Here is a 25,047-nt window from a genome sequence, read left to right as displayed (position 1 = left end):
ATTTTTCGCGCCTTACCTCTCAGTGGCCGCTTTGCGCGATCGCCTAGCGTCTCTGATCACAAAGGTGATTATTAAGAATTATGTTAACTTATCTTAAGATATAACAAATTTGGTGTGGTTGTCATGCTAAAAAAAGCTCCCTTATTAGCTGAAAACTTTGATGGTGGGGATTATATTGTAGCGACCCTGAAGGCTGATGAACGGTATGAATGGGAATAATTTCTACCACACTATTAGTGTAGGCGATCGCTTCAAATCTCTGGACTAACTCGACGCTCCAAGTTTCTTCTCGTACTGGCTGCTGGTGGTTTTGCAACCAGTTTACAAGTTGCGATCGCCTAATTCCCGGTAAAATTCCAGCCTTTATTGGCGGGGTGTACCAACTGCGATCGCACCATCCCCAAAGGTTGCCTGTACTGGTTTCTAGCCAATTTCCTTGAGTATCGACTAATATTGCTTCTTGAGCATCTAAGCTAGTTTTTGCTAACCAAGCGCTCAAATAGTTGCCAGTTTTATGAGAGGGGAGAGAGCGATAAAATTCTGAACTAGCAACGGCACACACAATTCCAGTTTTTTGTTTTTCTGTCAAATTTTGTGGTAAGAATCTACCAGTTATCCATTCCCGTCCATCGGGAAAGAGGGTAATTCTGAGAATGGGGAAGTGCGTGAGTAGAATTTGAGCGCCTTTGCGTAGACGGTTCCAATCTGGTTGCTGCCAACCAAAGGTTTGTAGTGAGAAAAGTAAGCGATCGCAGTGTGCTTGCCAATTGGTTAAATTACTATCTAGGGAGTTCTGATAAACTCGCAATGTTGTAAAAACAGTTGCCCCATAAAGTAAACCCGGATCGTTAATGTTTATTTCTAGGGTTTGAGAGTGAACTAATTTGCCGTCATACCAAAAAATATTATTTGTCACAACCAGATTATTTATCGCTACAACTCCATTGAAAAGTGATGACTTGTAATGCTCATACGCTGCATGAGATAAAATCTGTGGGCTGCAAATCGCTGAACGCCAGAATCCAGACTCAGATGTTTACAGTCATGATTTCTGGCATATTCAATTATCCACTGAAATAACTGTTTACCATAGCTATGCGATCGCTTCAACTCATCAACAACTAAATCATCAATGTATAAAATTTTTCCCGATGATAAACAACTATAAATCCGAAATCCAGCGATCGCTACAGCTTGCTTTTCTACTTCCAAAAATGCAAGTTTATATCCTTCTTGCATTTGATATCTAACTTGTTCTACAAACTTAGTCGGCTCTTGGTGAGGGCGCAACTGGGAAATCACAGCAAAACACCCTAATATGTGAAAGTCAGATTCAGCCAATTGTATTGATATCATTATTATCCTACTAAATCATGTGTGAGAAAAATTCAACAGATTGCGTTATGACTAATAATTTAATCTTTAGGGGGAAATATAATTTGATGAATACCTTCGGGAGTTGTAATTACTTTACCTCCCAAAACTTCAATTTCGCTAATTGCACGTTTTTGAGTCCTCTCATCAGCCTGATTGTTTAAAACCATTGCCCAGGTAGAAATTTGAGCATATTTACGGTCACGACCAGATGCAATAACGCTACAAGAAAGAACTTATGAACATAGTGGCACATCCATAGCCTTTGATTGGTGTGACATTTTGGTGTATGGCAGATGGTAGTCGAATTCTTAACTATGGCGATCGCTTCTGTCAAGAGACAAGGTGTCAAACTGAACTACAAATCAACCCCAATTTAGCTGATGCCTACAGCAACCGAGGACTTGCTGAATATGCTTTAGGCGATCGCAAAAGCGCCATTACCGATTTACAGCAAGCTGCAAGTCTATTTCAACAAAGAGGCAGGGGGCAGGGGGCAGGGAGCGAGGGGAAATGATCCCTGACTCCTGCCTAGTTTGCGGAGCAGAACATGTTCTTATGTCCCCCACTTCTGCTAAGTGGTTCTCGTACCCTGCGGGAAGCTAACGCAACAATTGGGGTCGAATCCCAATTCTTTTCTATCCCCCTTGCTCCCTGCTCCCTGCCCCTTTTCCTCTTTTTCAACGGCAAGGAGATACTCTATTGGATTGACTATTGATGGTTTAGTAACAATTGCTAACCTGAAACTTCCACCTGTTGTCCCTAAAAATTTCATCTCAATTTCATCTTCATTTGGGAGAGTAGGTAAAGTACTTGATCTTTAAACTTACTTAGCTGCACAGCAAGCAGACATCCCTTAACGCGTCTCAAAATGCTTAATTCTATTGTTAAATGGTCGATCGCTCAACGCTGGCTAGTAGTTATTGCTTCCATCCTCATATCTGTTTGGGGCTTTCTCGTCCTTACGCAAATGCCACTGGATGTATTTCCCAACTTTGCTCCACCGCAAGTGGAAATTATGACCGAAGCCCCAGGACTTGCAGCAGAGGAGGTTGAATCCCTAGTTACTCGACCGATAGAAAGTGTGATTAACGGCACTCCCGGACTAGAAGCATTGCGTTCTGCCTCAGCTGTAGGTCTTTCGTCTGTGAGAGCGACTTTTAGCTTGGATACAGAAATTTATCGCGCCCGCCAATTGGTAACGGAAAGGTTGCAACAAGCACGCAGTCAACTACCCCAAGGTGTGGAAAACCCAGAGGTTTTGCCGGTTAGTTCCCCCTTGGGATGGACTGTCAAATATGCCTTTACTTCTGAAACCACTCCTATGATGGAGGTCTGGCGGATTGTCAACTGGCAAGTGAAAAACCGCCTGCTGGCTGTCCCTGGTGTAAGTAATATCGTCATCTTTGGTGGGGATGAGCGTCAGTATCAAGTGTTGGTAAACCCAGATAAACTGAAGGCGTTTAATGTTTCCCTTGATGATGTGACCAAAGCCGCCACCGCAGCCAACGCCAATGCACCAGGGGGATTTTTAATTACTCCCGACCAAGAAACTTTGGTGCGAGGGGTAGGGCGGATTGAATCTATTGAACAGTTGAAAAAATCAGTAATTAAAGCCAAAAATGGCACGCCAGTACTGTTAGAACAAGTGGCGGATGTCCAAATCGGTGCAGCACTCAAACGCGGCGATGGCAGTTTTGCAGGTAAAAAAGCGGTAATTTTGACAGTCAACAAACAGCCAACAGCAGATACGCCAAAAGTAACGAAGGCGGCTGAAAAAGCAATGGAGGAAATTCAAGCAGGTCTGCCCAAAGATGTCAAAATTACCACTACTTTCCGTCAGGAAGATTTTATCGAAGCCTCGCTCAAAAACGTTGAAGAAGCTTTGCGCGATGGCACGATCATCGTTTGCGTGATCTTGATTTTATTCCTGATGAACTGGCGCACGGTGATTATTAGTTTAAGCGCGATTCCCGTGTCTTTGTTGTTGGGAATGATGATCCTGAATTGGACAGGACAAGGCATCAATACAATGACTTTGGGCGGATTGGTTGTTGCGATTGGTTCGGTGGTGGATGACGCAATTGTAGATATGGAGAATGTCTACCGCCGTTTGCGAGAAAACCAGATAGCAGGTAATCCTGTACCACCACTGCAAGTTGTTTTTAATGGCTCAGTGGAAGTGCGGGTAAGCGTACTGTTCTCGACAATCATTATTGCAGTCGTCTTTGCACCAATTTTTGCTCTTTCTGGTGTAGAAGGTCGGATTTTTACACCGATGGCTGTAGCTTATTTGTTGTCAATTGCCGCTTCTACCTTAGTAGCACTGACATTGACTCCAGCACTGTGCGCCCTTTTGCTAGTAAATCGGCGTTTACCAAGTACAGAAACTTGGGTTGAACGATTTTCTCATCGCCTGTATCGTCCACTTTTGAAATTTTCTATTCGTCGCCCCAAGATTATTTTGACAGGTGCGATCGCTGCCTTTGTGGCTTCAACGATGATTCTACTCTCGTTAGGGCAAGTTTTTTTACCAGAATTCCAAGACCGCTCTTTGGTAATCGCCGCAGTTTTAATGCCTGGTCAATCTCTGAATGCGACCAATCAAGTAGGGTTAGCGATCGAAGAAGCCCTGAAAAAAAATCCTGGGGTTGAAACGGCTCAATTGCGCTCTGGACGAGCTGTGGGAGATACTGAGGTAGCTGGTGTAAATGGGGCGGAAATAGATGTCCAACTCAGCGAGGAGGGGGCAAAAGATCGAGAAAAAACAATTGAAATGATTCGTAAAGAATTTGATAAAATTCCCGGAGTCGTTCCCAATATCGGCGGGTTTATTTCGCACCGGATGGATGAAGTACTGTCGGGGGTAAGAAGTGCGATCGCGGTGAAAATTTTTGGCCCCGATTTAGAACAACTCCGCACTCTTGGTCAACAAGTACAATCAGCTATGAGCGAAGTTTCGGGTCTAGTAGATTTGCAACTAGAACCGCAAGTACCGATTAAACAGGTACAAATTCAATTTGACCGCGACGCAGCAGCCCGCTATGGTTTAACTATTGGCGAATTATCAGAGATAGTAGAAACTGCACTCAATGGGCGAGTCGTTTCCCAAGTATTGGAGCAACAACAAACCTTTGATATGGTGGTTTGGTTGCAAGAAAAATACCGTAACAATATTGAAATTATCGGTAATTTGTTAGTTGATACACCCAACGGACAAAAAATTCCCTTAGCCCAAGTCGCAAAAATCAAGTATGGTACAGGCCCCAATACCATCAACCGCGAAAACGTCTCCCGCTATATTGTCGTATCCAGCAACGTGGGTGGACGAGATTTAGGTTCTGTAATTAAGGATATTCGGGACAAAGTTAAGCAAGAGGTACAACTACCCTCTGGATATTACATTGAATACGGTGGTCAATTTGAAGCGCAAGAGGGAGCCACAAAAACTTTACTTTCGGCTGGGGGATTAGCTTTTATTGCGATCGCAGTCCTAATTTACTTTGCTGTCAAGTCGATTCCTGCCACCATCATGATCTTGATAAACTTGCCCTTAGCATTAGTGGGTGGAGTCATTTCCATCGCCTTAACTGGCGGTATTCTCTCTGTAGCTTCAATGGTAGGATTTATTACCTTATTCGGTGTTGCTACACGCAATGGACTATTACTGGTTGAGAACTACAATTCTAGGATGGCAGAAGGACAGCCTCTACGGCAGGCTTTGATGGAAGGGTCGGTAGAAAGGTTGGCTGCTATCCTAATGACGGCGCTATCATCCGCTCTCGGTATGGCACCCTTGGTAATTGGTAGTGGAGCCGGAAAAGAGATCCTCCAGCCACTAGCTGTTGTAGTGTTAGGTGGATTGTTTACCTCTACCGCTTTAACTCTTTTGGTACTTCCAGCTTTGTATGTCCAGTTTGGTAGATTCTTAGTGCCAAGAAAGGCTGAACCAATTATTCAACCAGAAATTGCAGGAGAAGCAAGAGCTTAATACAGCTTGGCAAAATTTGTAATGGGCTACGCCTCACTACGCTAACGAAATTAGGAATTCCTAATTTTTAAAGGTTTCATTGATTTGAAATAAGTGGTTTAAATTCACGAAATTATTGATACAGTATAGGATTAATTTTTTTGGGTGGTTGTAATGGGGGGAATCAAGCTCCTGCAATAACCGAATTTTTTCCTTGGTCAAACATATACTTAAAGACAAGTAACAAACTTGTTAAACCATAGAAGTTCTCTCCACTGGAGCGTGAAAGGCAGTCATGTCTCATAATCATAGTCACGGACACGACCGCGGTGGTAGTAATTACAACCGTGCCTTTGTTATCAGTGTCGCTCTCAACACTGGTTTTGTCGTCATCGAAGCAACCTATGGCATTGTTGCTAACTCCCTTGCTTTGATTGCCGATGCAGGTCACAATTTAAGCGATGTTTTGGGTTTGTTACTGGCTTGGGGAGCAAGCATCCTCGTCCGTCGTCGCCCGACATCACGTCGCACCTACGGGCTGCGTCGTTCTTCAATTTTGGCTGCGCTTTTAAACGCCGCCTTTCTCCTAGTTGTTTCTGGCGGTATTGGCTGGGAAGCAATTCAACGGTTTCGTGAACCTGCTCCGGTAGCAGGGGGAACGGTAATTATAGTGGCAGCTATAGGAATTGTCATTAACACAGTAAGTGCCTTGATGTTCTTGTCAGGGCGCAAGGATGATTTGAATATCAGAGGTGCATTCCTACATCTAGTTGCAGATGCAGTAGTATCTGTAGGGGTCGTACTGGCTGGTATTGCAATTATTGCTACAGGTTGGCTGTGGTTTGATCCAGCGGTGAGTTTGATTGTTACTGTGGTGATTGTAGCTGGCACTTGGGGACTTTTGCAGGAATCCTTGAATTTGATTACAGATGCTGTACCAGTGGGAATAGAACCTTTGGCTGTCCGTACTTATCTAGCCGAACTCCCTGGCGTGGCTCAAGTTCACGACCTACATATTTGGGCAATGAGTACTACAGAAACAGCACTCACCGTTCACCTTGTCATCCCAGCAGGCTATCCTGGTGATACTTTTTTAGCACGGGTAGTGCGTGAGCTTCACGACAATTTCAGCATTGAACACCCAACTATTCAGGTGGAGACAGGCGATGCAAGTTACCAATGTCCTTTCGCTCCTGATAACCTAGTTTAAGTCAATTGTTAGGTATTTAACTGGCAGCTTCATGATGGCTGCGATCGCAGTTGTTACCACCACAGCAATCAGAACACCAGGTAGCAAGTTCAATCTTCGAGGCTTAAACTTATCCCAAACTATGAGCGTGAATCTGTATACCACTTTTCAGCGAAGTTTGTTGGAAATGAGATAGAGATTCCTGTAGGTGTAGCTCAATTCCCTACATTTTAATCCTTAAATTTTGACATTCATCAAAAATTTCATCTTGATTTCATTTAGACCTGCCAAACTGATCAATAAAGGTAATATACCTTTTTAATTTCAAACGGTAAACAAGTTAATGGTAATATTTCTAGCTTACTTTAATTAACCTGTAAGCGTAGACTGACTTTTCATGGAAATTTTTGAAAATGTTGGTATTACGAGGTGTAAGAGTTTAAAAACTTAAAACCTAATATTAATTTTCAAAACGTGAAAATTAAGAAACTTAGCAGGTAGTTAATCGTAGTTTTACCAGATTGTTACGTATTGATTTATCACAGATTCATTTTAATAATTAAGTGAGGAGTAAACATGAAGAAAGTGGTAGTTTACGTTGCTATATCTACTCTAGCTGCTGCACTTTTAATTCCTACCAACTATGCAAATGCCAATCAAGAAGATGGTAATCTTCCTCATATTGATGGTAACTCTCAATTTCCTCAGACTCGCTGGGCGGTTGTTAGACATACTTTGCGAATACACGTTCCCAAAAATAGCAAGAGTGTTTCACAGTTAAAAATTGAAGTTCCAAATACTATCAGATGGAGTGATAATACTAATGATGTTGTTATAAACGAAGAGAATGGTCGAAAAATTAATACTAATGTTTCTGTAAATGGCAAAAATATACTACTAGCTTTTGCTGAACCAATTGTTCCTAATACTAAGCTAGAGATTGACATCAAGAATGTAAAACAACCATTTCTTGGTAATGGCCCTGTCTACCATTTATCTGCTAATTTTGTTGGCACTAATGCCGAAATACCTATAGGTATAGCTAGATTTCGTGTAAATCTTTAAACTTAGCGCCATTCAATAAATAAAGCTTCTGACATTTAACTTAGAGACAAGTTAAATGTCAGAAGCTTTTGTAATTTTTTAACCCTATTATTCAAATAATATTGATAATTAATAACTATATTTTAAATCTTATATAAGATAATATAGCGGTTATCAGTTGAGTGCAATACAGACCTAAACCCCAGCCCCTTCCCTTATAGGGAAGGGGAGTAAGATTCAAAGCCTCTCTCCTAAAAGGAGAGAGGTCAAACTATATTGCTTCCATTCGATAACCGCTATAAGATTTCATCTCTATTTCATCAATACCTTTCACAATTATAGATATAGAGGTAATTAACCGATTAACAAAACAAGGAGAATATTGATGAAAAAGCTGATTTACACATTTGCCTTTACCTTAGTTATTGCATCTTCAGTTCCTACTGCTTAGGCAAAAAATCCAAATGATGCTAAATTTTCCCATCTAGGAAATAGTGCTGCTATTCCTAATGATGCTCGTACCCTAAATGCTACTCATAAGTTTGATGTTCATGTCCAAAGTAAAGCTCTTTCAGAATTGGCGATTGATTTACCAGAGGGAGTAAGTATTGATAAAGGAATTGAAGTCGAAAATCAATTAGGTCAAAAAATTCCTACAACGGTTTCCATTAACAACAGAAAAGCTACAGTAGCTTTTCCGGAACCAGTAGCCCCTGGTGCAAGCATATCAATTCGTATGAAAGGAGTTAATACTTCAGATTATGAGAAAACTTGGCATTATCCAGTATCTGTCAAAAAGGTTGATATGAAAGGAGAAATTCCACTTGGTTTAGCTCGAATTCAGACTTACGGTGGCTAGAATGACACCATCTATATTGGTAACCTGCGTAACACTTTTGCTTTTTAAAACGGCTAGGCTAACAGATAATGGTTAATATTTAGGTAGCATCTCAACGAAAGCAAATATACCAGGCGATTAGAAATTGCGGTTACACAAACTTTTGTCCGTCTACGCGGACTCAAAGGATTTTAAACTTTAAACCCACCTCCGTGGGTTTTGTCTGTATAGCCGCGTTCGCCCTTGGCGTGCCGGAGGTATCATTCCATTCGCTAGGGAAGATGCTCCCAATATTTATTAGCTATTCTCATTTGGAAAAATTTTAGCTCGCCTGCGGACGGGCTTTTATTGAGATTTATTATTAATATAAATAAGGGTTATTTTGTCTAGGTGGTATATCAAAATCAATACTTATTTGTTAATACGTACATAAACAAAGTCAAAACCCTAGCTTTTGATTTGTGTATTGTGGTTAGAGTTAAATACAATTAGAGATTTTCTAAGCTGACTTAATATTTCATCTTGATTTCATCATTACGTGTCAGAATAAAAAATAACTCAGTAGACCTCTTGTAATTAGTTAGACTTGTTAACTTCTCTAAGTGAGTATCACTTACACCAATTGAGCAATGCAATGTACTGAGTTTTTCTTATAGATTATCTACTACCAAGGTGTAGCATCTCTTTATGATCTTAGATAGCTTGCTCCTATACATTATTTAATAACCCAAAATTTGATCCTAATTTCACAAAATTACTACGAACCTCTAACCTTTCAATTTGATATGCGTGTGTTGCTAGTTGAAGATGAGTCAGATTTGGGCACTGCTATTAAGCGAACGCTGAAGCAGCAAAAGTATTTAGTTGACTGGGTAATGGATGGTGATGAAGCATGGGCATATTTAGAAAATAGTTCAGCACAATATACAGTGGCGATTTTAGATTGGATGCTCCCAGGATTTACTGGTTTGGAATTGTGTAAAAGACTGCGTTTAAAAGGAAATTCTTTGCCTGTCTTGATGCTCACAGCTAGAGATAGCATGGAAGATAAAGTTGCTGGTTTAGATGCTGGTGCTGATGATTACTTGGTGAAGCCTTTTGGAATGGCAGAATTACTGGCAAGATTGCGGGCATTGCAGCGGCGTTATCCCCACTTACAACCTCAACAACTAACCGTTGGTAACTTTACTTTAGATTACAGCAATAGTACAGTTGTCGGTCAAAATACGACGGGGGAAAAACAGGAAATTTCTTTAACTAATAAAGAATTCCAACTGGTGGAATATTTTATGAAGCACCCCAATCAAATTGTTACCACGGAACAGATTCGCAATCAGCTTTGGGAAGTGAGTGCAGAACCGGCTAGCAATGTGGTAGCAGCGCAAGTACGTTTGTTACGTCGCAAACTAGCCTGCTTCGACTGCGCCAACCCGATTGAAACTTTGCACGGTATGGGATATCGTCTCAATGTGACTAAATGAATCAAAATAAACTGTTTCGAGGAACTCGTGTTCGTTTAGCTCTGTGGTATGCTCTCGTCATGGGTTCAATTTTAAGCGTTTGTGCTTTCGGTGTCTACAGAGCTGTTTTCCGTGCCCATGTGGTAGCCTTAGACAGTGAAATTGAGTCTGTAGCCGGAACACTACATGACACTATTGAATTTAAGCTCAAGCAATCTGGGAGTTTGGAACCTGTTATACAGCAGCTATTCCCAAATATCAATCTATGTAGAATTGGAGCCAACTGCACTCAACAGCAGTCAGATCCTAAACGTCATTTTCTTGGTGTGGTTAATAAAGATCACTACTATGTGCGTTTTTTTGATACTTCAGGACGCTTGATTGCTACTGCTGGCAATTATCCAGAAGGACTGTCTAATGTCTTCAGCAATGAAAAATGGTTATTTCTCAAAGACAGCAAAGGCAATGATTACCACCAAAATTCCTTAGTGCTACACACCCCAGATAATCGGGATTGGGGCTATATGCAGGTGGGGCGAAGTCTTGAAGAATTTAATCGTTATCTGGATAGTGTGAAATTAAGTTTAGGTTTGGGATTGCCGATCGCAATGGGTATGGTTGCAGTTGCTAGTTGGTGGTTGGCTGGTTTAGCTATGCAGCCAATTTATGAATCTTATCGACAAATTCAACAGTTTACAGCAGATGTAGCACACGAATTGCGAACGCCTTTAGCTGCAACAGGCGCAACGGTGGAATCAGCGCTTTTAATGTCGCATCTGGATGAAGAAGAAACGCGGGACATTCTGCAAACTATCCACCGTCAGAATCAGCGACTTATTACTTTGGTTGTAGATTTATTATTATTGGCTCGTTTAGATAGGCAACACTTGCCAGTAAAACTAGAAGAATGTTGTCTAAATGATATTGTCAGCGATTTAGTCGAGGAATTTGAAGCGATGGCAGTTGCGGCAGGTGTAATGCTGCAATCTAGGATCAAGATAAATAAACCAGTAAATATTTTCGGTGATAGTGACCAGCTTTATCGTTTGGTTTCTAATTTAATTGTCAATGCAATTCAGTATACACCCAAAGGAGGGGAGGTTACGGTCTGCCTGGGTTGTAGTGATCATCATGCTATGATTCGGGTTCATGATACGGGTATTGGTATCCCAGAGAAGGAACTGACGCGAATTTACGATCGCTTTTATCGCGTGAATAGCGATCGCTCTCGTAGTACTGGTGGTTCTGGATTAGGATTGGCGATCGCCTCTGCAATTGTTCTGGCACACCAGGGTAGTTTGAATGTGCAAAGCGAATTAGGTAAAGGTAGTACTTTTATTATCGAACTACCGTTTAATGTTATCCACCTAAACAGCGTTCGCTCTTTTTCCCCATTTAAATGGCTGTTTCGCCGCTTACGCCAATCTAAATAAAAGATTTCATATTTACTTGAGTTTTGACTAATTTTTAAAATTAAACTAGGTCTATCACCAAAATGTGAGCAATTCTGCGATGAAAACCCTCAAAATGGTAAATATGTTGAAGAATATACTCTTATGCAAGGAACAGTTACACCATTAGCATTTGTAGATGTTTCAGTGTCCGTTCAGAGACTTTTGCCAGATGGTGGCGTTGCTGAATGTAGGGATGAATAGACTTATGTGGGTAAAATTCTTCCAAGTGTAGCTCCACGGTATGGACATTGCACAGTAGATAACTTCTATTATGCAACGCCAGTTTTTCATGGTCTGAGAATCTTAGCTGTAACTTGCGGTGTTCTGATAGCCCTTTTGGTTGACTTATAGCTTTTAACTCCTGCCCAAACGGTGAGCGGTTGTCCAACTTGTTTATACAATAAGCTCTCTAAAATTACGCCATTATTATTAGCGGTAAGAGTTTTATTCGGCTGACGCAGAGATTCATAAAAACCGTTGTACCAGCCATCTTTTGATTTGAGGTTGCCTTGAACGAAATCAAATAACTGCTGCGTGTATGCGGTGTTATAAAGTACATGCCAGCCGATCGCAGCTTTGGCACTGAGAAATCGCAAATCGTTGTGTTTTTCTCTGGTATCTGCAATGGTTGACCAAGGTTCTCCGTTGACAAATAGGCTGCTGTAAACAAAGTATGGAGGGCGATCTAAGTTGTCTTCGGTGACGGCAGTTAATTGTTTTGTCGCTTCATAACGCGCTGCTTGAGCAGCTAAAATCCGATCGGCATAAACTTTCGGCAAAGCTTGAAACCCAGTTTCGATGCCATCTAAAATATAGGGTTCGCTCAGAACGTAATTATTGGCTCCAGAGTTTTTATAGTTGCGTTTATCGTAAGGAATTCCCTCTCCGTAAAGGTCAACAAAGGCAGTATGGGACTGATAATCTAAGGCTTGCTTAACGTCCAAACCCCATAATTTCAAACCATAGGCTGCATAATTTTCATAGCCCAAGCGGCCTTCTTGGTTATACTGCTCTTTACCTTTGATAACAGCAGTACCGTACATTTGGCCATTTTTGGTTAGACGCTTGACTTGCCAATGTTTCCAAACTGCTGCTGTTTGCGATCGCATCTCTGGATACTTTGCCTCGACAATCTTCAGCCAAATTGCCATTCTTCCTAAATCGATGGCTGACCAACCAATTTCTTCGCGTTTTTCTAGTTGACCATAATTAACGGGTACAAGAGTTTTAGCGTTGTAGACCTTGTTAGGTAGTTCTCCCTTATACAAGGGGATAGACGCTAATGTATTCAACATTTTGCTCATTTTGGCATCAAATTCAGCCGCAGGCACGATATTTAGTTCTCTAGCACTGACTAAGGCTGCGATCGCTGCTGTCTGATCCCACATACTTATAGAGGCAAAACCATCCACAGAATTGATCAAGCCAGTTTCATCGTTCCAATTGCGCTGGAAGTATGACCAAGCCTGATGGGCAGTTGTGATCTCCTCTGGGGTCAGTTTTCCAACTCCCGGAGCAGTATATGGGATTATGGCTACTGTTAATTGGTTCTTAGCAATGGCTTGACCTGGCAAAACTACAGATTTCGCATCAAGGCTGGCAACTATTTCCGCTGCTTTAGCACCAGAGACAGGGCTTTGGGTTTGGGGTTTCCTTGGTTGTAGCAATTGGCGTGAAGCAGTTTCGGATGCTGATATTTCCGGTTTTTCTATAGAAGTCTTGGAAAGGTTCTTAGACCAACCATTTAAAATTGCGATCGCGATTACAGCGGTAACTACTCCTCCTACAGAAGCTAGTATGGACAAGCTCTTAGGTGGCGGTTGAAAATCAGAACTCATACTGATTAAAGCCTCACATTATAAGTTAGCGTTGCTTGCGTAGTTTCACTAAATACATTCTTCCCAACTTTGAAATCTAACTAACATAGAACTTACGCACTCGTGACAAAAAACTTGGCAAAAAACTAGTCTGATTATTTAAAATGTTTCCTTCGCAGCTAGCATCTGTAAAATCTTTTCTACATGATCTAACTCTCCAACGATTCGCCGAATTGGGTGAGGCCAAACCTTAACAAGGGTAGGAGTTGCAGAAACCTGATTGAGTTCTGCTTGTTCTGGATGACTTAAAACATCAATCACCTTTAGAGTATAAGGATTTCCGAGCGATCGCTCTAATAATTCGTGTAAATTTTGCAGAATGCGTTCAGTAGTACTGCTATGTCCGGCCACAAACAAGCGGAGAACATAGCCTTGTGCGATCGCTTCTTTTTTTTGGACTATAACTGGTTGGTGGTATTTTGGCACAGGTTCAGAAAGGTCTAGGCGAACAATTAAATCGTGATCTTCCCAAAGCTGCGGGAATGAAGAACGATAAGTTGTTAACACCATGCGATCGCACAACCCCTCTTGCCAGGGGGCTGCTTGCCATACTAACTCCCCTGTGCCAAAAATGGTATTAAGCAAAGCTTGATGTCTAATTACAGCCGGATAAGCTTCAGCAAAAGTTCGCACTTTTTGAGTGCGGGGATCTAACCAGTTGTCAATAGTTGCAGTATAACAAGGCACTAAAAAATGCGGCGGCTCTGGCAAATCTAGAATTTCTTGCAAAGCCGAACACAAATGCAAATGCCATCGACCCTGCTTGCTAGGGTCGATGCAGTAAATTAAATCTCCTCCAGGTGTAAATAGGGCAATGCCTTTAAACAACTGGGGTGTAGATAGTTTATTTGTCGTCAAGTTATTCACAGAGGTTAGGAAGCTCAAAGTAAAAAATTCTCTCTTTTACCTTTTACCTTAGCTATAACCGCAACCAGGATCACAAAGATATTTGAGATTGGGGACTGGGGATTGGGGACTGGGGATTAAGGACTGGGTGAAGATGAGGGCGATGAGGCAAAGACTTGATTTACTAATTAGTAAACTCGAATGGAGATGAGGGAGATGAGGGAAAATTACTCTGACTTTTCACGGTATATGGAAAACCTCTCTTCTATTTCTCTCTCCCACAAGGAGAAGCCACTGCGTTGGGCGGCTATGCCGACTTGAAGCACGTGGCGTCAGAGACTTGGAATTTTCCCCCTTCCCGAAACGGGAAGGGGGCTAGGGGGTTAGGTCAATCGTTAGCTTTTCCACATGACCTGAATTGTCAGGAAAATTACTGACTACTAAATATTGACCAGTCCCCAATTCCCCAATCCTAAACCCGACCTCGGAGAAACTGCGCCATTTCGTTAGGAGTTGGCGACATTTCTAAAGCAGTTTCCTCAGTGATGCGACCGTCTTGATAGAGATTGAGCAATGACTGATTCATCGTAATCATACCGTCAAAGCTGGCTTGTTTCATCAACTCGCCAATTTCATCATACTTACCATCTTTGATCCATTCTTTAATAGCCTCAGTATTAATCAGCACATCATGGAAAGCAGCCCGCTTACCGTCAGTTGTGCGACACAAACCTTGAGCAATTACAGCCACTAAAGACTCAGAAATTGCCACCCGCATTGCATCTTGTTCATCACCAGAGTAGAGGTTAAGAATCCGCTCAATGGTTTTAACAGCGCTATTGGTGTGTAGGGTTCCCATGACCAAGTGACCTGTTTGAGCGGCTTTTAGAGCGGTGTTTACTGTTTCCTTATCCCGCATTTCCCCTACCAGAATCAAATCTGGGTCTTCTCGCAAAGCTGCTTTCAAAGCGTTGTCAAATTTCCGGGTATGCATTCCCACTTCCCGCTGTTTGACTAAAGACTTGCGGCTTTGATGGATAAATTCTATCGGGTCTTCAATGGTGATGATATGCTTGGCCATCTCCTTATTGATGTAGTCAACCATCGCTGCCATTGTGGTGGACTTACCAGAACCAGTGGGCCCAGTTACTAAAATTAAACCTTTGTGGTGATGACAAATATCCCGAAAAACTGGGGGTAATCTCAACTGTTCCATAGTTAAGATTTTCAGCGGAATTAACCGCAATACCATTGCAGGCCCTCTAAGAGTACCAAAAACATTAATCCGCACGCGAGCAAAATCATATTGAGTTGCTCCGTCAAATTCTAAGTGTTCTTCAAAGCGCTGAATTTCCGCCTCACTCATCACCTCCCGCAACCAATTCATAAAAGCTTCTTTATCTGTTTCGGGATAATCCATTGATTGAATTTCTCCTCGGCTGCGGAAGCGTGGTACTTCACCTACTCCCAAGTGAAGGTCAGAATATCCCTGATCGTAAGCTTCCCTAATTAACTTTTCTAAAGTTGGCCCCTTAGTGTTTTGAGGGCGAACTGAAGTCGGTATTGGCGGTGGACTACCCGGACGATGACCTGCAACAGGCGGGTTACTTGACATATCTAGTGTTTGTGTCATCTGCCGCGGCGTACTAACGGTTGGGGTTGGCGGTGGTGGCGGCGGCATTGGTGGCAGGTTACGTCCGGGAGCAGAGTTAGTAGTTAATGGAGACTGTGATTCTGTCATATATCTTCACATTTGGCAGTTAAAAAGTTGAATTAACGAGAAGTCAAGTAACTTGCTTTGATGACTTTTGAAAAATGCTTGTCTGCAAGCTTTAGCAGTGATGTAAGACGATTGAAACTCTAGAACCACGGTCAATCCATTTAATCCACCTCAATTGGTATCTTTTTTTATGAGATTCCACTACTCAGAAAATTTAGATAAAATTATTTAACTTATCTAACCTGGTTTAACACACGCAAGGACTCAAAACACCTCAGCAAATATACATTGATTGCCAAGTAATTTTTAATACTTTACTTTTTAAAGTAAATTTTATTAGGATTTAGATGAGAAATTTCTTTCAGGTATGGACACGAATTGCCAGCAATTAACAGCACAAATACTGGCGGATCATTTATTCAGCCCATCTAGGAATTATGAGAACCACGACTAATTTTTATAAGAAATGTTAAGTTGAATATAAGTGATATCGTGGGGATCAAAGTTAAAAGCTCAGACATTTTAGGTTGTATATCTCAAGATAGATGCAGCAAACAAGTTTTTTTAATAGATAGAAACTTGAGTTTATATCCATAATTACAAAAAATTAACTGTAAACTTTAGTAAACAAATGCTCATTTTTCCTATTAGTTTTTATATACTGAATTTCACTGAAAGAATTCAGTTTTACTCGCAAAAAGCGAGATATGACTGAAATTAAAATATGCTCTGTATTTTGGGAGGAAAAGTCATGGTTTCTGCTCAAAGCTCTAATCTAGGAAAGACCTACTCCTTGTTGATGATTAAAAGCTTTTTAATATGGACTTTTACATTAGCAGTATGTTTGTTGGTTGTGGGTTTTCCACTAGTTGTCTTGATGGCTACGGTCGGATGTCTGTTGTCGATTATCTTGCAATCGGTGATGCCTGTTAGTGCGGTTTTGCTGGTAGCTGGTGCTTTAATCATGTTTAATGTCATGGCAGTTGTATTGGCTGCGGGTGTGCTAACTGCTAAAGGAGTTCATCCTAGTGAAGTTAAATGGTTAAGCTGGCTGCATGGAGAGGCAGACCAAACGCAGACTACTGTTTACGCTGCTTGCCCTTTAACTTGTGAGATTAAATAGTCATTACAAGTGAATTAGACAAACAGTGCGTCTGCCCGGTTAAGCCGGGTTTTTTCATTTGTGAGATCAAAATATAGTCAAATAGTCATTGGTCATTAGTCATTAACATGAGTTCTACAGACCTCTCCCTGCCTTGAACTAAAGTTCAAGTCTGTCCCTCTCCGAGTCGGAGAGGGACAGGTTTTGCGTAGTAAAACCTTCTTAGAGGTCTTTTAGGTGGACATAATATAACCAGTCGAACTCACGTTCATTAGTACCAACGACCAATGACCAATGACTAAAGCGGCGGGGTAAGCTGTTGCGCCTACAAATTGCATCACAAGCATGATTAGGCAAAACCTGTAACTCCTCTCCCTTGCTCCCTGCACCCTGCTCCCCTGCCGCCTCAATGTGCAAACTATAATCACAACAGCTTAGCTATCCCTCTCCACCCACTTGATGGAGTTTCCCGCCGCTTTCAATAAACAGTGCATTTGCCCGGTGAAGCCGGGTTTTTTTATATCTTGTGTGATTTATGATTTTATATTTATGGTTTGTGTGATGATTGACCGCCCACTCTTGACTATTGAGCAAAGACCATTGACTATAACCATTGGCAAATTACAGATGACCAATAACTAATGACTAATCAAAAACGCGTTTGCATTATCTTAGGTACTCGCCCAGAAGCGATCAAACTAGCTCCGGTGATTCAGGTTTTCCAGAAGTATTCAGGTTTTGAGTTGCAAGTAATTTTAACTGGACAGCATCGGGAGATGGTTGAGCAAGTTATGCAACTGTTTAATATCAAGTCAGATTATAACTTGGAAATTATGCAGGTTCAGCAATCTCTGAATGATATTACCTGCCGTAGTTTACAAGGCTTAGAAGCCTTATTCAAGGTGGAAAAACCAGATTTAGTAATCGTGCAGGGAGATACTACCACGGCTTTTGCGGCAGCTTTGGCAGCTTTTTATCAAAAAATCCCTATTGGTCACGTAGAAGCAGGGTTAAGGACTGATGATATATTCAATCCTTACCCAGAAGAAGCTAATCGGCGGTTGATTTCTCAAATTACTCAGTTGCACTTTGCACCGACTCCTTGGGCTGTGGAAAATTTGCATCGTTCTGGTGTTTTGGGTGAAATTCACATGACGGGTAACACGGTAATTGATGCCTTGTTGAATGTTGCAGCAACCCAAGTAGTTTGTAATGTACCAGGTTTAGACTGGGAATCATATCGGGTTCTGTTAGCAACAGTGCATCGGCGCGAGAATTGGGGAGAACCTCTCGAAGCGATCGCAGAGGGCTTTTTACAAATTTTAGACAAGTTTCCTGATACAGCTTTGCTGTTACCATTGCACCGCAATCCCACAGTGCGAGTTCCATTGCAAGAACTTTTAGGGAATCATCCCCGAATTTTCTTGACAGAACCTCTAGATTATGGTGAATTGGTAGCAGCAATTGGGCGATCGCATCTTTTGCTGACTGACTCTGGTGGCTTGCAAGAAGAAGCCCCCAGTTTGGGAAAACCAGTACTGGTTTTGAGAGACACCACCGAAAGACCGGAGGCTGTGACAGCTGGTACAGCCAAACTTGTAGGCACTACAAGTGAAAACATTTTTGCAGCTGCTAGCGAGTTACTCAGTGACTCAGATGCCTATGAAGCGATGGCAAATGCAATCAATCCCTTTGGGGATGGTCATGCAGCAGAGCGCATTTTGCAGATTGTGCAAAATTACTTGGGTATTTCATCAGAAACATCAAGATAGAAACTTATAGATTAAACTAAAGTGCAAAATTTCTGTTTTGTAGGGTGTATAAAATCGGTTTTGATCCCGGTTTTTCATTTTTACCAATTCTTGTGTAGTGAGGTCATCTTGCCCGCCTGATGACGGGCGAGACGCTACAAAGTTTTAATTTAAGTTCCTGATTTATGATTTCTCTCGATCGCGCCAGAAAAAAACTAGAACTTGGAAGGGAGATTTTCCAAGGATGGCTTCTAGCTAAATACCCAAAGCAGATCGAGTTTCGGGCCCCACAACACCATCTACAAGTAGACCTTTACTTTGCTGAAAGCTTCTAACCCGGCTAACAGTTTCTTGACCATAGATTCCATCAACTGTGAGATTACCTAAAGCTGTTTGAACATCTCTGACCAGCTGACCTTTAGAACCAGGGGTAAGAATCACCGAACCACCAACACCACCGGGTCTAGTCACAGGAGGGTTGTTAGGTTTATCACCAATCCATCGGGCAAAAACGTATCTACCCGTAGTAAGCCTAGCAAAACCGTTTTCATACCTTTCAATCTCTGGAAGTGTCGCCCCATTTGATACACAATCCACATAAGAGTAGTTGGTACTTGGGCCTGTACGGATACGTAAACAACTGCCGTTAGTTTTTACATAAGCAGCCGAACTCATTTGAATTTGGCTGACAGCACCAAGTAATACACCAACACCAGCTAAAGCTAACCAAGCCGAAGATTTTAGTAGTTTTTTCCAATTGAATTGAGGTTTAGGAAGATTATACTTAGGGTTTCCAGATGCCTCTTCTTGAGCAATAAACATGTGGGAATAAGCAAGATATTCCATAATTCGCTCCTTTATATGAAAAAATGAGTACTCGCAGAGAACTACTTGGTCGTTCTCTGTATTTATTCTTAGTATATTTTATATCACGGTTCTTTCAAAAGGTTTTTTTGGTAGCAAAATTAAGAAAAAATAAAATTAGTCATTAGTCATTGGTACTAATGATTAAGGAGTAATGACTTGTTTGAGTCCAAATAAACTGACAAAGAAGCTAACTCGTCTAAGTATCTCGGCTTGTGTAGGATCGTTTACCGAAGTCTCATACCCTGTATCAATATTTATTAAGTTTTAATTTTAGAAGAATCTGAAGACTTTTTGGTATACTACGGTAAGTCAGTCCATTTATCGTAGTATATGCTTAGACTGAAAAAGTCGAACTCACAAAAACTGAATAAAAGCAAGTATTTTTTACTACAATTTCAGATTTTTTATCACTCCAAGCTAGCTTACTTATCTGGCGGTTCACTGCGTCCATTAAATACTTGTCGTGTATCAATTTAACATGGTATTAGCAAAATCTTTATTTGCTAATAGTTTTGTATTGCTTTATTGCCAGACTATTTTAGTTTTGAGACAAAAAAGTTTTATGACAAAAGCTCTATGATGAACATCGACTCAAAATGAGTGTAATGCAAACTTTACAGTCTTTCAATTCCAGAAATTATCGTCTATTTTTTAGCGGACAAATGTTATCGATGATTGGTAGTTTTATGACGGAAACTACCATTGCATGGCTAGCTTATTATTTAACACATTCAGTAGTTTTGCTAGGATTACTTGGCTTTATCAGCCAATTTCCTCATCTGATAATTAGTCCTTTAGCGGGTGTTTGGATAGAGCAGTCTAATCGACGTAATATTTTAATTGCTGTGCAAATTACGATGATGATTGTTTCGCTAATTTTAGCAACTTTTGCCTTAACAGGGGGAATTAGTATCTGGCATATTATTGTTTCAAGTATATTGCAAGGTTTTCTTAGTAGTGTTGAGACACCTACTCGCTATGCTTTCATTATGGACATAATTGAAAACAAAAATGATATTACTAATGCAACCGCTCTCTATTCTTCTTTACTTAGTGGTTCGCGGATAATAGCTCCAGCGATCGCAGGTATTATAATTGCTAATCTTTCTCCTGGGCACTGTTTTTTAATTGATGGTATTAGTTATATTGCTGTAATTTTAGCTTTATTAGCAATTCAGCTTGAAAAGCCCGTAATCAAACGAATAAAACATCAGAATAATATCTTAAAAGATTTCAAAGAAGGCTTTACTTATGCATACGAACTTTTGCCCATTCGCTCAATTTTGCTATTGATAGCATTATTCAGTTTTATGGGAATGCCTTATCTCAGAATTATGCCTGTTTTTGCTGTCGAAATTCTGCATGGAGATTCTAGCACTCTCGGTTATTTGACGGGAGCATCAGGACTTGGAGCATTATGTGGTGGTATTTATTTGAGTTACCGAAGAACTGCAAGAGGGCTTGAAAAAATTATTGCGATTGCACCAGCTATCTTTGGCATAGCACTAATTACTTTTTCACTCTCAAATAGTTTTTGGTTTTCTTTAATTACCATCCCAGTAATTGGCTGTAGCTATATCTTAGAATACTCATCAAGTAATGCTGTTCTACAGACAATATCAGACGATGAAAAAAGAGGTCGAATTATGAGTCTCTATAATATGTCTGTAATGGGAATCATACCTTTCGGCAATTTATTTATAGGTGGATTAGCAAGTATAACAGATGCAAAAACTGCTTTCATCTTTGGTGCATTGTGTTGTGTTACTGGCTCAATTATGTTTTACAAACAATTGCCAAAAATAGAAAGCTTACTACGTCAAATTTATATTAAACAGGAAATTATTTTAGAATAAAGCTTTTGTGGTAGATTATCTAAAAACCGCGTTTTTGACCTACGACTAATACAAGAATATGAAGTATAACCAACTTGGCAAGAGTGACTTAAAGGTTTCCGAAATTTGTCTGGGCACAATGACTTATGGACAGCAAAATACTATCGAAGAAGCCCACGAGCAGCTAGATTATTCTATTGCCCAAGGAGTCAATTTTATTGATGCGGCAGAGATGTACCCTGTGCCAACAAGTGCTGAAACTTATGGCTTAACTGAAACTTACATCGGGGAATGGTTAAAACGTCAACAAAGAGAGCAACTTATTATAGCTACTAAAATTGCTGGTCCTGGACGAGGCTTTAAATGGGTACGTGGTGGAGCCAAAGCAATTGATCGTGATAATATCAAACAAGCTGTAGATGATAGTCTAAAAAGATTACAGACCGACTATATCGATCTGTACCAAATTCATTGGCCCGATCGCTATGTGCCAAGATTTGGGCAAACGGTATTCGATCCGACTCAGGTGGAAACAACAGTTCCCATCCCTGAACAGCTAGCAGTTTTTGCCGATGTAATTAAAGCAGGGAAAATTCGCTATCTTGGTTTGAGTAATGAAACGCCTTGGGGAGTCGCCCAATTTAGTAACGCCGCTAAACAATTAGGATTGCCCAAAGTTGTTTCGATTCAAAATGCTTACAACTTGCTAAATCGAGTATTTGATGGAGCCTTAGCAGAAGCAGTTTATCACGAAGAAATTGGCTTACTAGCTTATAGTCCTTTAGCATTTGGCTACTTGACTGGCAAATACCTAAATGGCAAACCAGAGAAAGCAAGAGTCACGTTGTTTGAAAATTTTGGTCAGCGCTATTTGAAACCAAAAGTAAGTCAAGCAGTAGAAGCTTATGTGGAAATTGCCAAGCGCTATCAACTTAGTCCAGCACATCTAGCTTTGGCATTCGTGCGGAGTCGTTGGTTTGTGCCTAGCACAATTATTGGTGCTACCACACTTGAACAACTCAAAGAGAATCTGGAAAGTGTGGATGTAGTTCTCAACAAAGACATTTTGGAAGAGTTGGATATAGTTCACGCTCAGTCGCCAAATCCAGCACCATAGGAGTGCTGAGTGCTGAGTGATGAGTAATGAGTAATGAGTAGTGAGTGATGAGGGATAAGTGTTGAGTCACCGAACTAACTTATAAACGGCGCAAGCCTGTGAGTTTGCCTCGTTACCAGGCTAGAGCCTGGTAACGCCTTCCTAGAGCCTCTGGCTCTCATTAATCAATTTCCAGTTTGTCTGGAATTATCTTAGTTTTATGGAGAAATAAATAATTGACGAGTAAATTTAAAAATTCTTATTTGCTGTGTAACTTAAAAAGTTTGCTTCGAGTTGGTCAACAGGGTTCAACCAAAGCACTCATCTGGCTATTGGTAGCGCAATCTGGCTTGAGTTTGATGGTTTCTGGATGTAGCCCGACGAACTCTGCCAATTCCACAGTAAAACCTGTGAGTGACCAGAGTCAAGGTTCCTCAACAGCACAAAATTCTGCACCTGACAAACAGACAGTAGTTCGCATTGGTTATATTAAGGGAAGTTTGTCTGCGATCGCAAAAGAACGTGGCACTTTAGAGCGTGAACTAACTCCCAAGAATATAAAGATTGAATGGGTTGGTACATTTCCATCATTTGCACCTGTATTAGAAACAATCAATGCTAAAAGTTCTGATTTAGGAGCAGGTGGCGATATTGCTGGTTTATCTGCTTTATCTGGTGGGATTAATGCTTGCATCATTGCCTACCGACCGGCTAATCGTAACTCAGAAGGGATTGTAGTTCATGCCGATTCCCCCATTCGGAAATTCGATGATTTGATTGGTAAAAAAGTCATTGTAAATCGAGGTGGAATCAGCGAACATTTGCTATTGAAACTATTAGAAAAAGAAAATATTCCCAAAGAGAAAGTAAGTCGCGTTTACATGAAACCCGATGAAGCCCTACCCGCTTGGGCATCGCATCACGTCGATGCTTGGGCAGTTTGGGACCCTTGGGTTGCTACTGCTGAACTCAAATACAATGCCCGTCAAATTCCTTTACCTGCACAAGTTCCCCATTACTCACTTTATATGGTGGATAGAGATGCATTAAAACAAAAATCTGAGGCGATTAGGGAAGTGATTGCAATTCTTGCTAAAGAAGCTGAATGGCTAAATAAAAATCCCCAGGAGAATCAAAAAGTATACCAAAAAGTATCAGGATTACAGCCTGAAGTTGTAAAGCGTACATTTGAACGCCGACCTGTTGATGGAGTGCTTCCCTTAGAACCAAAAGTAATTGCTGATTTACAGAGTGCTGCTGATTGGATATACAAACAGGGAATTGTTCAGAAACGAGTAGAAGTGCGTGATGCACTCTGTCCGAGTTCTTAGATTCAAAACTAGATATTAGGTAAAATATGACTTTTACAGCAACATCAGTTGATCAAAATACTATTCGCCGTCGGGGTACTGGTTTAAGAGCTTACAATCCCGAAAAAGTATTCAAAGGATACACACTTTTCACACCTCTAACAGGCCAAGGTGAAGTCTACCTCCTAAATCTAGAAGGAGAAGTAGTACACCAGTGGAATCTGCCTTATCCACCAGGGTTATACGGTTATCTTTTACCCAATGGCAACCTTTTTTATAACGGTAAGACTCCACCAGAAGAACCACTACGTTTTGCATTGTGGGCTGCATTCAAAAGTGGCGTTGTTTTAGAAGCAGATCCCAAAGGAAATATTATCTGGGAATATAAGCATCCAGATCATCATCATGATGGACGCAGACTAGCCAATGGCAACACAATTCTACTCGCCATTGAAAAGATACCTCAGTCGTTAGTTCCCCGCATCAAAGGCGGTGTAGCAGGTACAGAACCAAATGGTGAGATATATGCTGATGTGCTTTATGAGGTGACTCCAGGAGGCGAAATTGTTTGGACTTGGCACGCCCACGAACACCTCGATCCAGATATATTTACAATTACACCCCAGGATCATCGACATGAATGGACTCATGGCAATACTGTGGGTGAACTCGCTGATGGCAACATTATAGTCAGCTTTCGCAATATCTCCACAGTTGTCATTATCGATCGCAAAACCGGAGAAATCATCTGGACGTTGGGCGATGACGTGCTAGCACAGCAGCACTTCCCGAACGAACTCGCTAACGGTAACATCTTGATTTTCGACAATGGCGCACATCGCCGTAACATCGCTCTCAATTTCTCCCGTGTAATTGAAGTGAACCGCCAAACCAAAGAGATAGTTTGGGAATACAAGGACAACCCGCCCCAAAATTTCTTTAGTTCTTACATATCAGGAGCGCAACGTTTAGCCAATGGCAATACCTTGATTACAGAAGGTGCTTATGGTCGAATATTCGAGGTGACAGTTACAGGTGAAATTGTTTGGGAATACATCAATCCCCACTTTGCAGTTAGAAATATTCCTGGTGAGAAGTCGCCCGTAACTAGTGGAGAACAAAATACAGTCTTTCGCGCCTTTCGGTATGCACCTGAAGAAATTCCCTGGCTTTAGGGGAAGGCAGGGGAGACAACCTTTGCGCTCTTTGCGTCCTTCTCTAACGAGACGCTGCGCGAATGCGGTTCGTTCTCTTAACCCTCAAATTTAATGGACAGACCACTAGTAATCAAATTTCAAAATTTGGTTAGTGTTA

At 41.1% G+C, this 25,047-nt stretch carries 21 protein-coding genes and 1 pseudogene; 13 read left to right on the top strand and 9 right to left on the bottom strand.

What is annotated here, in order from left to right; all coding sequences use genetic code 11:
- Positions 1–121 precede the first annotated feature (121 nt).
- The 3 genes from V7L07_RS18875 to V7L07_RS18865 are packed head-to-tail and all read right to left on the bottom strand — an operon-like array spanning position 122 to position 1,544.
- A complete protein-coding gene (locus tag V7L07_RS18875) occupies positions 122–916 on the bottom strand; it encodes an aminotransferase class IV (RefSeq protein ID WP_335060366.1) in 795 nt (264 codons plus the stop codon).
- 17 nt (positions 917–933) lie between these two features.
- Positions 934–1,356, bottom strand: coding sequence for a GNAT family N-acetyltransferase (locus V7L07_RS18870; RefSeq protein WP_335060364.1), 423 nt, complete (start codon positions 1,354–1,356; stop codon positions 934–936).
- 59 nt (positions 1,357–1,415) lie between these two features.
- The gene (locus tag V7L07_RS18865; RefSeq protein ID WP_335060362.1) at positions 1,416–1,544 is read right to left on the bottom strand and encodes a hypothetical protein; all 129 of its coding nucleotides are present in this window, start codon (positions 1,542–1,544) and stop codon (positions 1,416–1,418) included.
- 104 nt (positions 1,545–1,648) lie between these two features.
- On the opposite strand from V7L07_RS18865, the gene V7L07_RS18860 reads away from it, so the two are divergent.
- The 3 genes from V7L07_RS18860 (at position 1,649) to V7L07_RS18850 (ending at position 6,554) form a co-directional block, all read left to right on the top strand.
- Positions 1,649–1,891 (top strand): hypothetical protein, encoded by a 243-nt coding sequence (locus V7L07_RS18860; protein WP_442936067.1) that lies wholly within the window; start codon positions 1,649–1,651, stop codon positions 1,889–1,891.
- Positions 1,892–2,245: 354 nt separating this feature from the next.
- Positions 2,246–5,365, top strand: a complete 3,120-nt coding sequence (locus tag V7L07_RS18855; RefSeq protein WP_335060361.1) for an efflux RND transporter permease subunit — start codon at positions 2,246–2,248, stop codon at positions 5,363–5,365.
- A gap of 274 nt (positions 5,366–5,639) precedes the next feature.
- Positions 5,640–6,554, top strand: coding sequence for a cation diffusion facilitator family transporter (locus V7L07_RS18850; RefSeq protein ID WP_335060359.1), 915 nt, complete (start codon positions 5,640–5,642; stop codon positions 6,552–6,554).
- Here the strand turns inward: V7L07_RS18850 and V7L07_RS18845 are convergent.
- Positions 6,546–6,698 (bottom strand): hypothetical protein, encoded by a 153-nt coding sequence (locus tag V7L07_RS18845; RefSeq protein ID WP_335060357.1) that lies wholly within the window; start codon positions 6,696–6,698, stop codon positions 6,546–6,548. The genes V7L07_RS18850 and V7L07_RS18845 overlap by 9 nt on opposite strands.
- Before the next feature lie 411 nt (positions 6,699–7,109).
- Between V7L07_RS18845 and V7L07_RS18840 the strand changes: the two genes are divergently transcribed.
- From V7L07_RS18840 to rppB, 4 genes and pseudogenes are all read left to right on the top strand, one after another.
- Positions 7,110–7,598 carry a DUF2808 domain-containing protein gene (locus tag V7L07_RS18840; protein WP_335060355.1) on the top strand — a complete coding sequence of 163 codons (489 nt, stop codon included), beginning with the start codon at positions 7,110–7,112 and terminating at the stop codon, positions 7,596–7,598.
- A gap of 364 nt (positions 7,599–7,962) precedes the next feature.
- Positions 7,963–8,436 (top strand): annotated as a pseudogene (locus V7L07_RS18835) (DUF2808 domain-containing protein).
- Positions 8,437–9,200: 764 nt separating this feature from the next.
- Positions 9,201–9,896 (top strand): two-component system response regulator RppA, encoded by a 696-nt coding sequence (gene rppA / locus V7L07_RS18830; protein WP_335060353.1) that lies wholly within the window; start codon positions 9,201–9,203, stop codon positions 9,894–9,896.
- The gene (gene rppB, locus V7L07_RS18825) at positions 9,893–11,308 is read left to right on the top strand and encodes a two-component system sensor histidine kinase RppB (protein WP_335060351.1); all 1,416 of its coding nucleotides are present in this window, start codon (positions 9,893–9,895) and stop codon (positions 11,306–11,308) included. The genes rppA and rppB overlap by 4 nt, the downstream gene beginning before the upstream one ends.
- Before the next feature lie 308 nt (positions 11,309–11,616).
- On the opposite strand, the gene V7L07_RS18820 is transcribed toward rppB, so the two are convergent.
- The 3 genes from V7L07_RS18820 to V7L07_RS18810 form a co-directional block, all read right to left on the bottom strand.
- Positions 11,617–13,167: a DUF3131 domain-containing protein gene (locus V7L07_RS18820; RefSeq protein ID WP_335060349.1), complete on the bottom strand. Its 1,551-nt coding sequence runs from the start codon at positions 13,165–13,167 to the stop codon at positions 11,617–11,619.
- A gap of 138 nt (positions 13,168–13,305) precedes the next feature.
- A complete protein-coding gene (locus tag V7L07_RS18815) occupies positions 13,306–14,073 on the bottom strand; it encodes a circadian clock KaiB family protein (RefSeq protein WP_335060388.1) in 768 nt (255 codons plus the stop codon).
- Positions 14,074–14,524: 451 nt separating this feature from the next.
- Positions 14,525–15,793, bottom strand: coding sequence for a type IV pilus twitching motility protein PilT (locus V7L07_RS18810; protein ID WP_335060347.1), 1,269 nt, complete (start codon positions 15,791–15,793; stop codon positions 14,525–14,527).
- Between the two features lie 730 nt (positions 15,794–16,523).
- Between V7L07_RS18810 and V7L07_RS18805 the strand changes: the two genes are divergently transcribed.
- On the top strand, positions 16,524–16,895 hold the full coding sequence (locus tag V7L07_RS18805; protein ID WP_335060345.1) for a hypothetical protein: 372 nt from the start codon (positions 16,524–16,526) through the stop codon (positions 16,893–16,895).
- A gap of 201 nt (positions 16,896–17,096) precedes the next feature.
- Here V7L07_RS18805 and V7L07_RS18800 read toward each other — a convergent pair whose 3' ends face one another.
- Entirely contained in the window at positions 17,097–17,291 is a 195-nt protein-coding gene (locus V7L07_RS18800; RefSeq protein WP_335060343.1) for a hypothetical protein, read from the bottom strand.
- Positions 17,292–17,515: 224 nt separating this feature from the next.
- Here V7L07_RS18800 and wecB point away from each other — a divergent pair, with 224 nt between their 5' ends.
- Positions 17,516–18,646: a non-hydrolyzing UDP-N-acetylglucosamine 2-epimerase gene (gene wecB / locus V7L07_RS18795; protein ID WP_335060341.1), complete on the top strand. Its 1,131-nt coding sequence runs from the start codon at positions 17,516–17,518 to the stop codon at positions 18,644–18,646.
- A gap of 234 nt (positions 18,647–18,880) precedes the next feature.
- On the opposite strand, the gene V7L07_RS18790 is transcribed toward wecB, so the two are convergent.
- Entirely contained in the window at positions 18,881–19,471 is a 591-nt protein-coding gene (locus tag V7L07_RS18790) for a peptidoglycan-binding domain-containing protein (protein ID WP_335060339.1), read from the bottom strand.
- A 617-nt stretch (positions 19,472–20,088) separates the two neighbouring features.
- On the opposite strand from V7L07_RS18790, the gene V7L07_RS18785 reads away from it, so the two are divergent.
- From V7L07_RS18785 to V7L07_RS18770, 4 genes are all read left to right on the top strand, one after another.
- The gene (locus V7L07_RS18785; protein WP_335060337.1) at positions 20,089–21,348 is read left to right on the top strand and encodes an MFS transporter; all 1,260 of its coding nucleotides are present in this window, start codon (positions 20,089–20,091) and stop codon (positions 21,346–21,348) included.
- A gap of 58 nt (positions 21,349–21,406) precedes the next feature.
- Positions 21,407–22,444, top strand: a complete 1,038-nt coding sequence (locus tag V7L07_RS18780) for an NADP(H)-dependent aldo-keto reductase (protein ID WP_179066179.1) — start codon at positions 21,407–21,409, stop codon at positions 22,442–22,444.
- Positions 22,445–22,659: 215 nt separating this feature from the next.
- On the top strand, positions 22,660–23,754 hold the full coding sequence (locus V7L07_RS18775) for an aliphatic sulfonate ABC transporter substrate-binding protein (RefSeq protein ID WP_335060335.1): 1,095 nt from the start codon (positions 22,660–22,662) through the stop codon (positions 23,752–23,754).
- 26 nt (positions 23,755–23,780) lie between these two features.
- Complete coding sequence (locus V7L07_RS18770) at positions 23,781–24,908, top strand: aryl-sulfate sulfotransferase (protein WP_335060333.1); 1,128 nt, start codon at positions 23,781–23,783, stop codon at positions 24,906–24,908.
- Positions 24,909–25,047 lie beyond the last annotated feature (139 nt).

Source organism: Nostoc sp. (genome assembly GCF_036916985.1).
Taxonomy (GTDB): domain Bacteria; phylum Cyanobacteriota; class Cyanobacteriia; order Cyanobacteriales; family Nostocaceae; genus Nostoc.
Note: the sequence above shows the minus strand (reverse complement) of the source record. Positions and strands in the feature narration are given on the sequence as shown.

Coding starts and splice junctions, on each gene's coding strand:
- V7L07_RS18870 (WP_335060364.1), bottom strand. CDS start 1,356: ATGATATCAATACAATTGGCTGAATCTGACTTTCACATATTAGGGTGT.
- V7L07_RS18865 (WP_335060362.1), bottom strand. CDS start 1,544: ATGGTTTTAAACAATCAGGCTGATGAGAGGACTCAAAAACGTGCAATT.
- V7L07_RS18855 (WP_335060361.1), top strand. CDS start 2,246: ATGCTTAATTCTATTGTTAAATGGTCGATCGCTCAACGCTGGCTAGTA.
- V7L07_RS18850 (WP_335060359.1), top strand. CDS start 5,640: ATGTCTCATAATCATAGTCACGGACACGACCGCGGTGGTAGTAATTAC.
- V7L07_RS18840 (WP_335060355.1), top strand. CDS start 7,110: ATGAAGAAAGTGGTAGTTTACGTTGCTATATCTACTCTAGCTGCTGCA.
- rppA (WP_335060353.1), top strand. CDS start 9,201: ATGCGTGTGTTGCTAGTTGAAGATGAGTCAGATTTGGGCACTGCTATT.
- rppB (WP_335060351.1), top strand. CDS start 9,893: ATGAATCAAAATAAACTGTTTCGAGGAACTCGTGTTCGTTTAGCTCTG.
- V7L07_RS18820 (WP_335060349.1), bottom strand. CDS start 13,167: ATGAGTTCTGATTTTCAACCGCCACCTAAGAGCTTGTCCATACTAGCT.
- V7L07_RS18810 (WP_335060347.1), bottom strand. CDS start 15,793: ATGACAGAATCACAGTCTCCATTAACTACTAACTCTGCTCCCGGACGT.
- V7L07_RS18805 (WP_335060345.1), top strand. CDS start 16,524: ATGGTTTCTGCTCAAAGCTCTAATCTAGGAAAGACCTACTCCTTGTTG.
- wecB (WP_335060341.1), top strand. CDS start 17,516: ATGACTAATCAAAAACGCGTTTGCATTATCTTAGGTACTCGCCCAGAA.
- V7L07_RS18790 (WP_335060339.1), bottom strand. CDS start 19,471: ATGGAATATCTTGCTTATTCCCACATGTTTATTGCTCAAGAAGAGGCA.
- V7L07_RS18785 (WP_335060337.1), top strand. CDS start 20,089: ATGAGTGTAATGCAAACTTTACAGTCTTTCAATTCCAGAAATTATCGT.
- V7L07_RS18780 (WP_179066179.1), top strand. CDS start 21,407: ATGAAGTATAACCAACTTGGCAAGAGTGACTTAAAGGTTTCCGAAATT.
- V7L07_RS18770 (WP_335060333.1), top strand. CDS start 23,781: ATGACTTTTACAGCAACATCAGTTGATCAAAATACTATTCGCCGTCGG.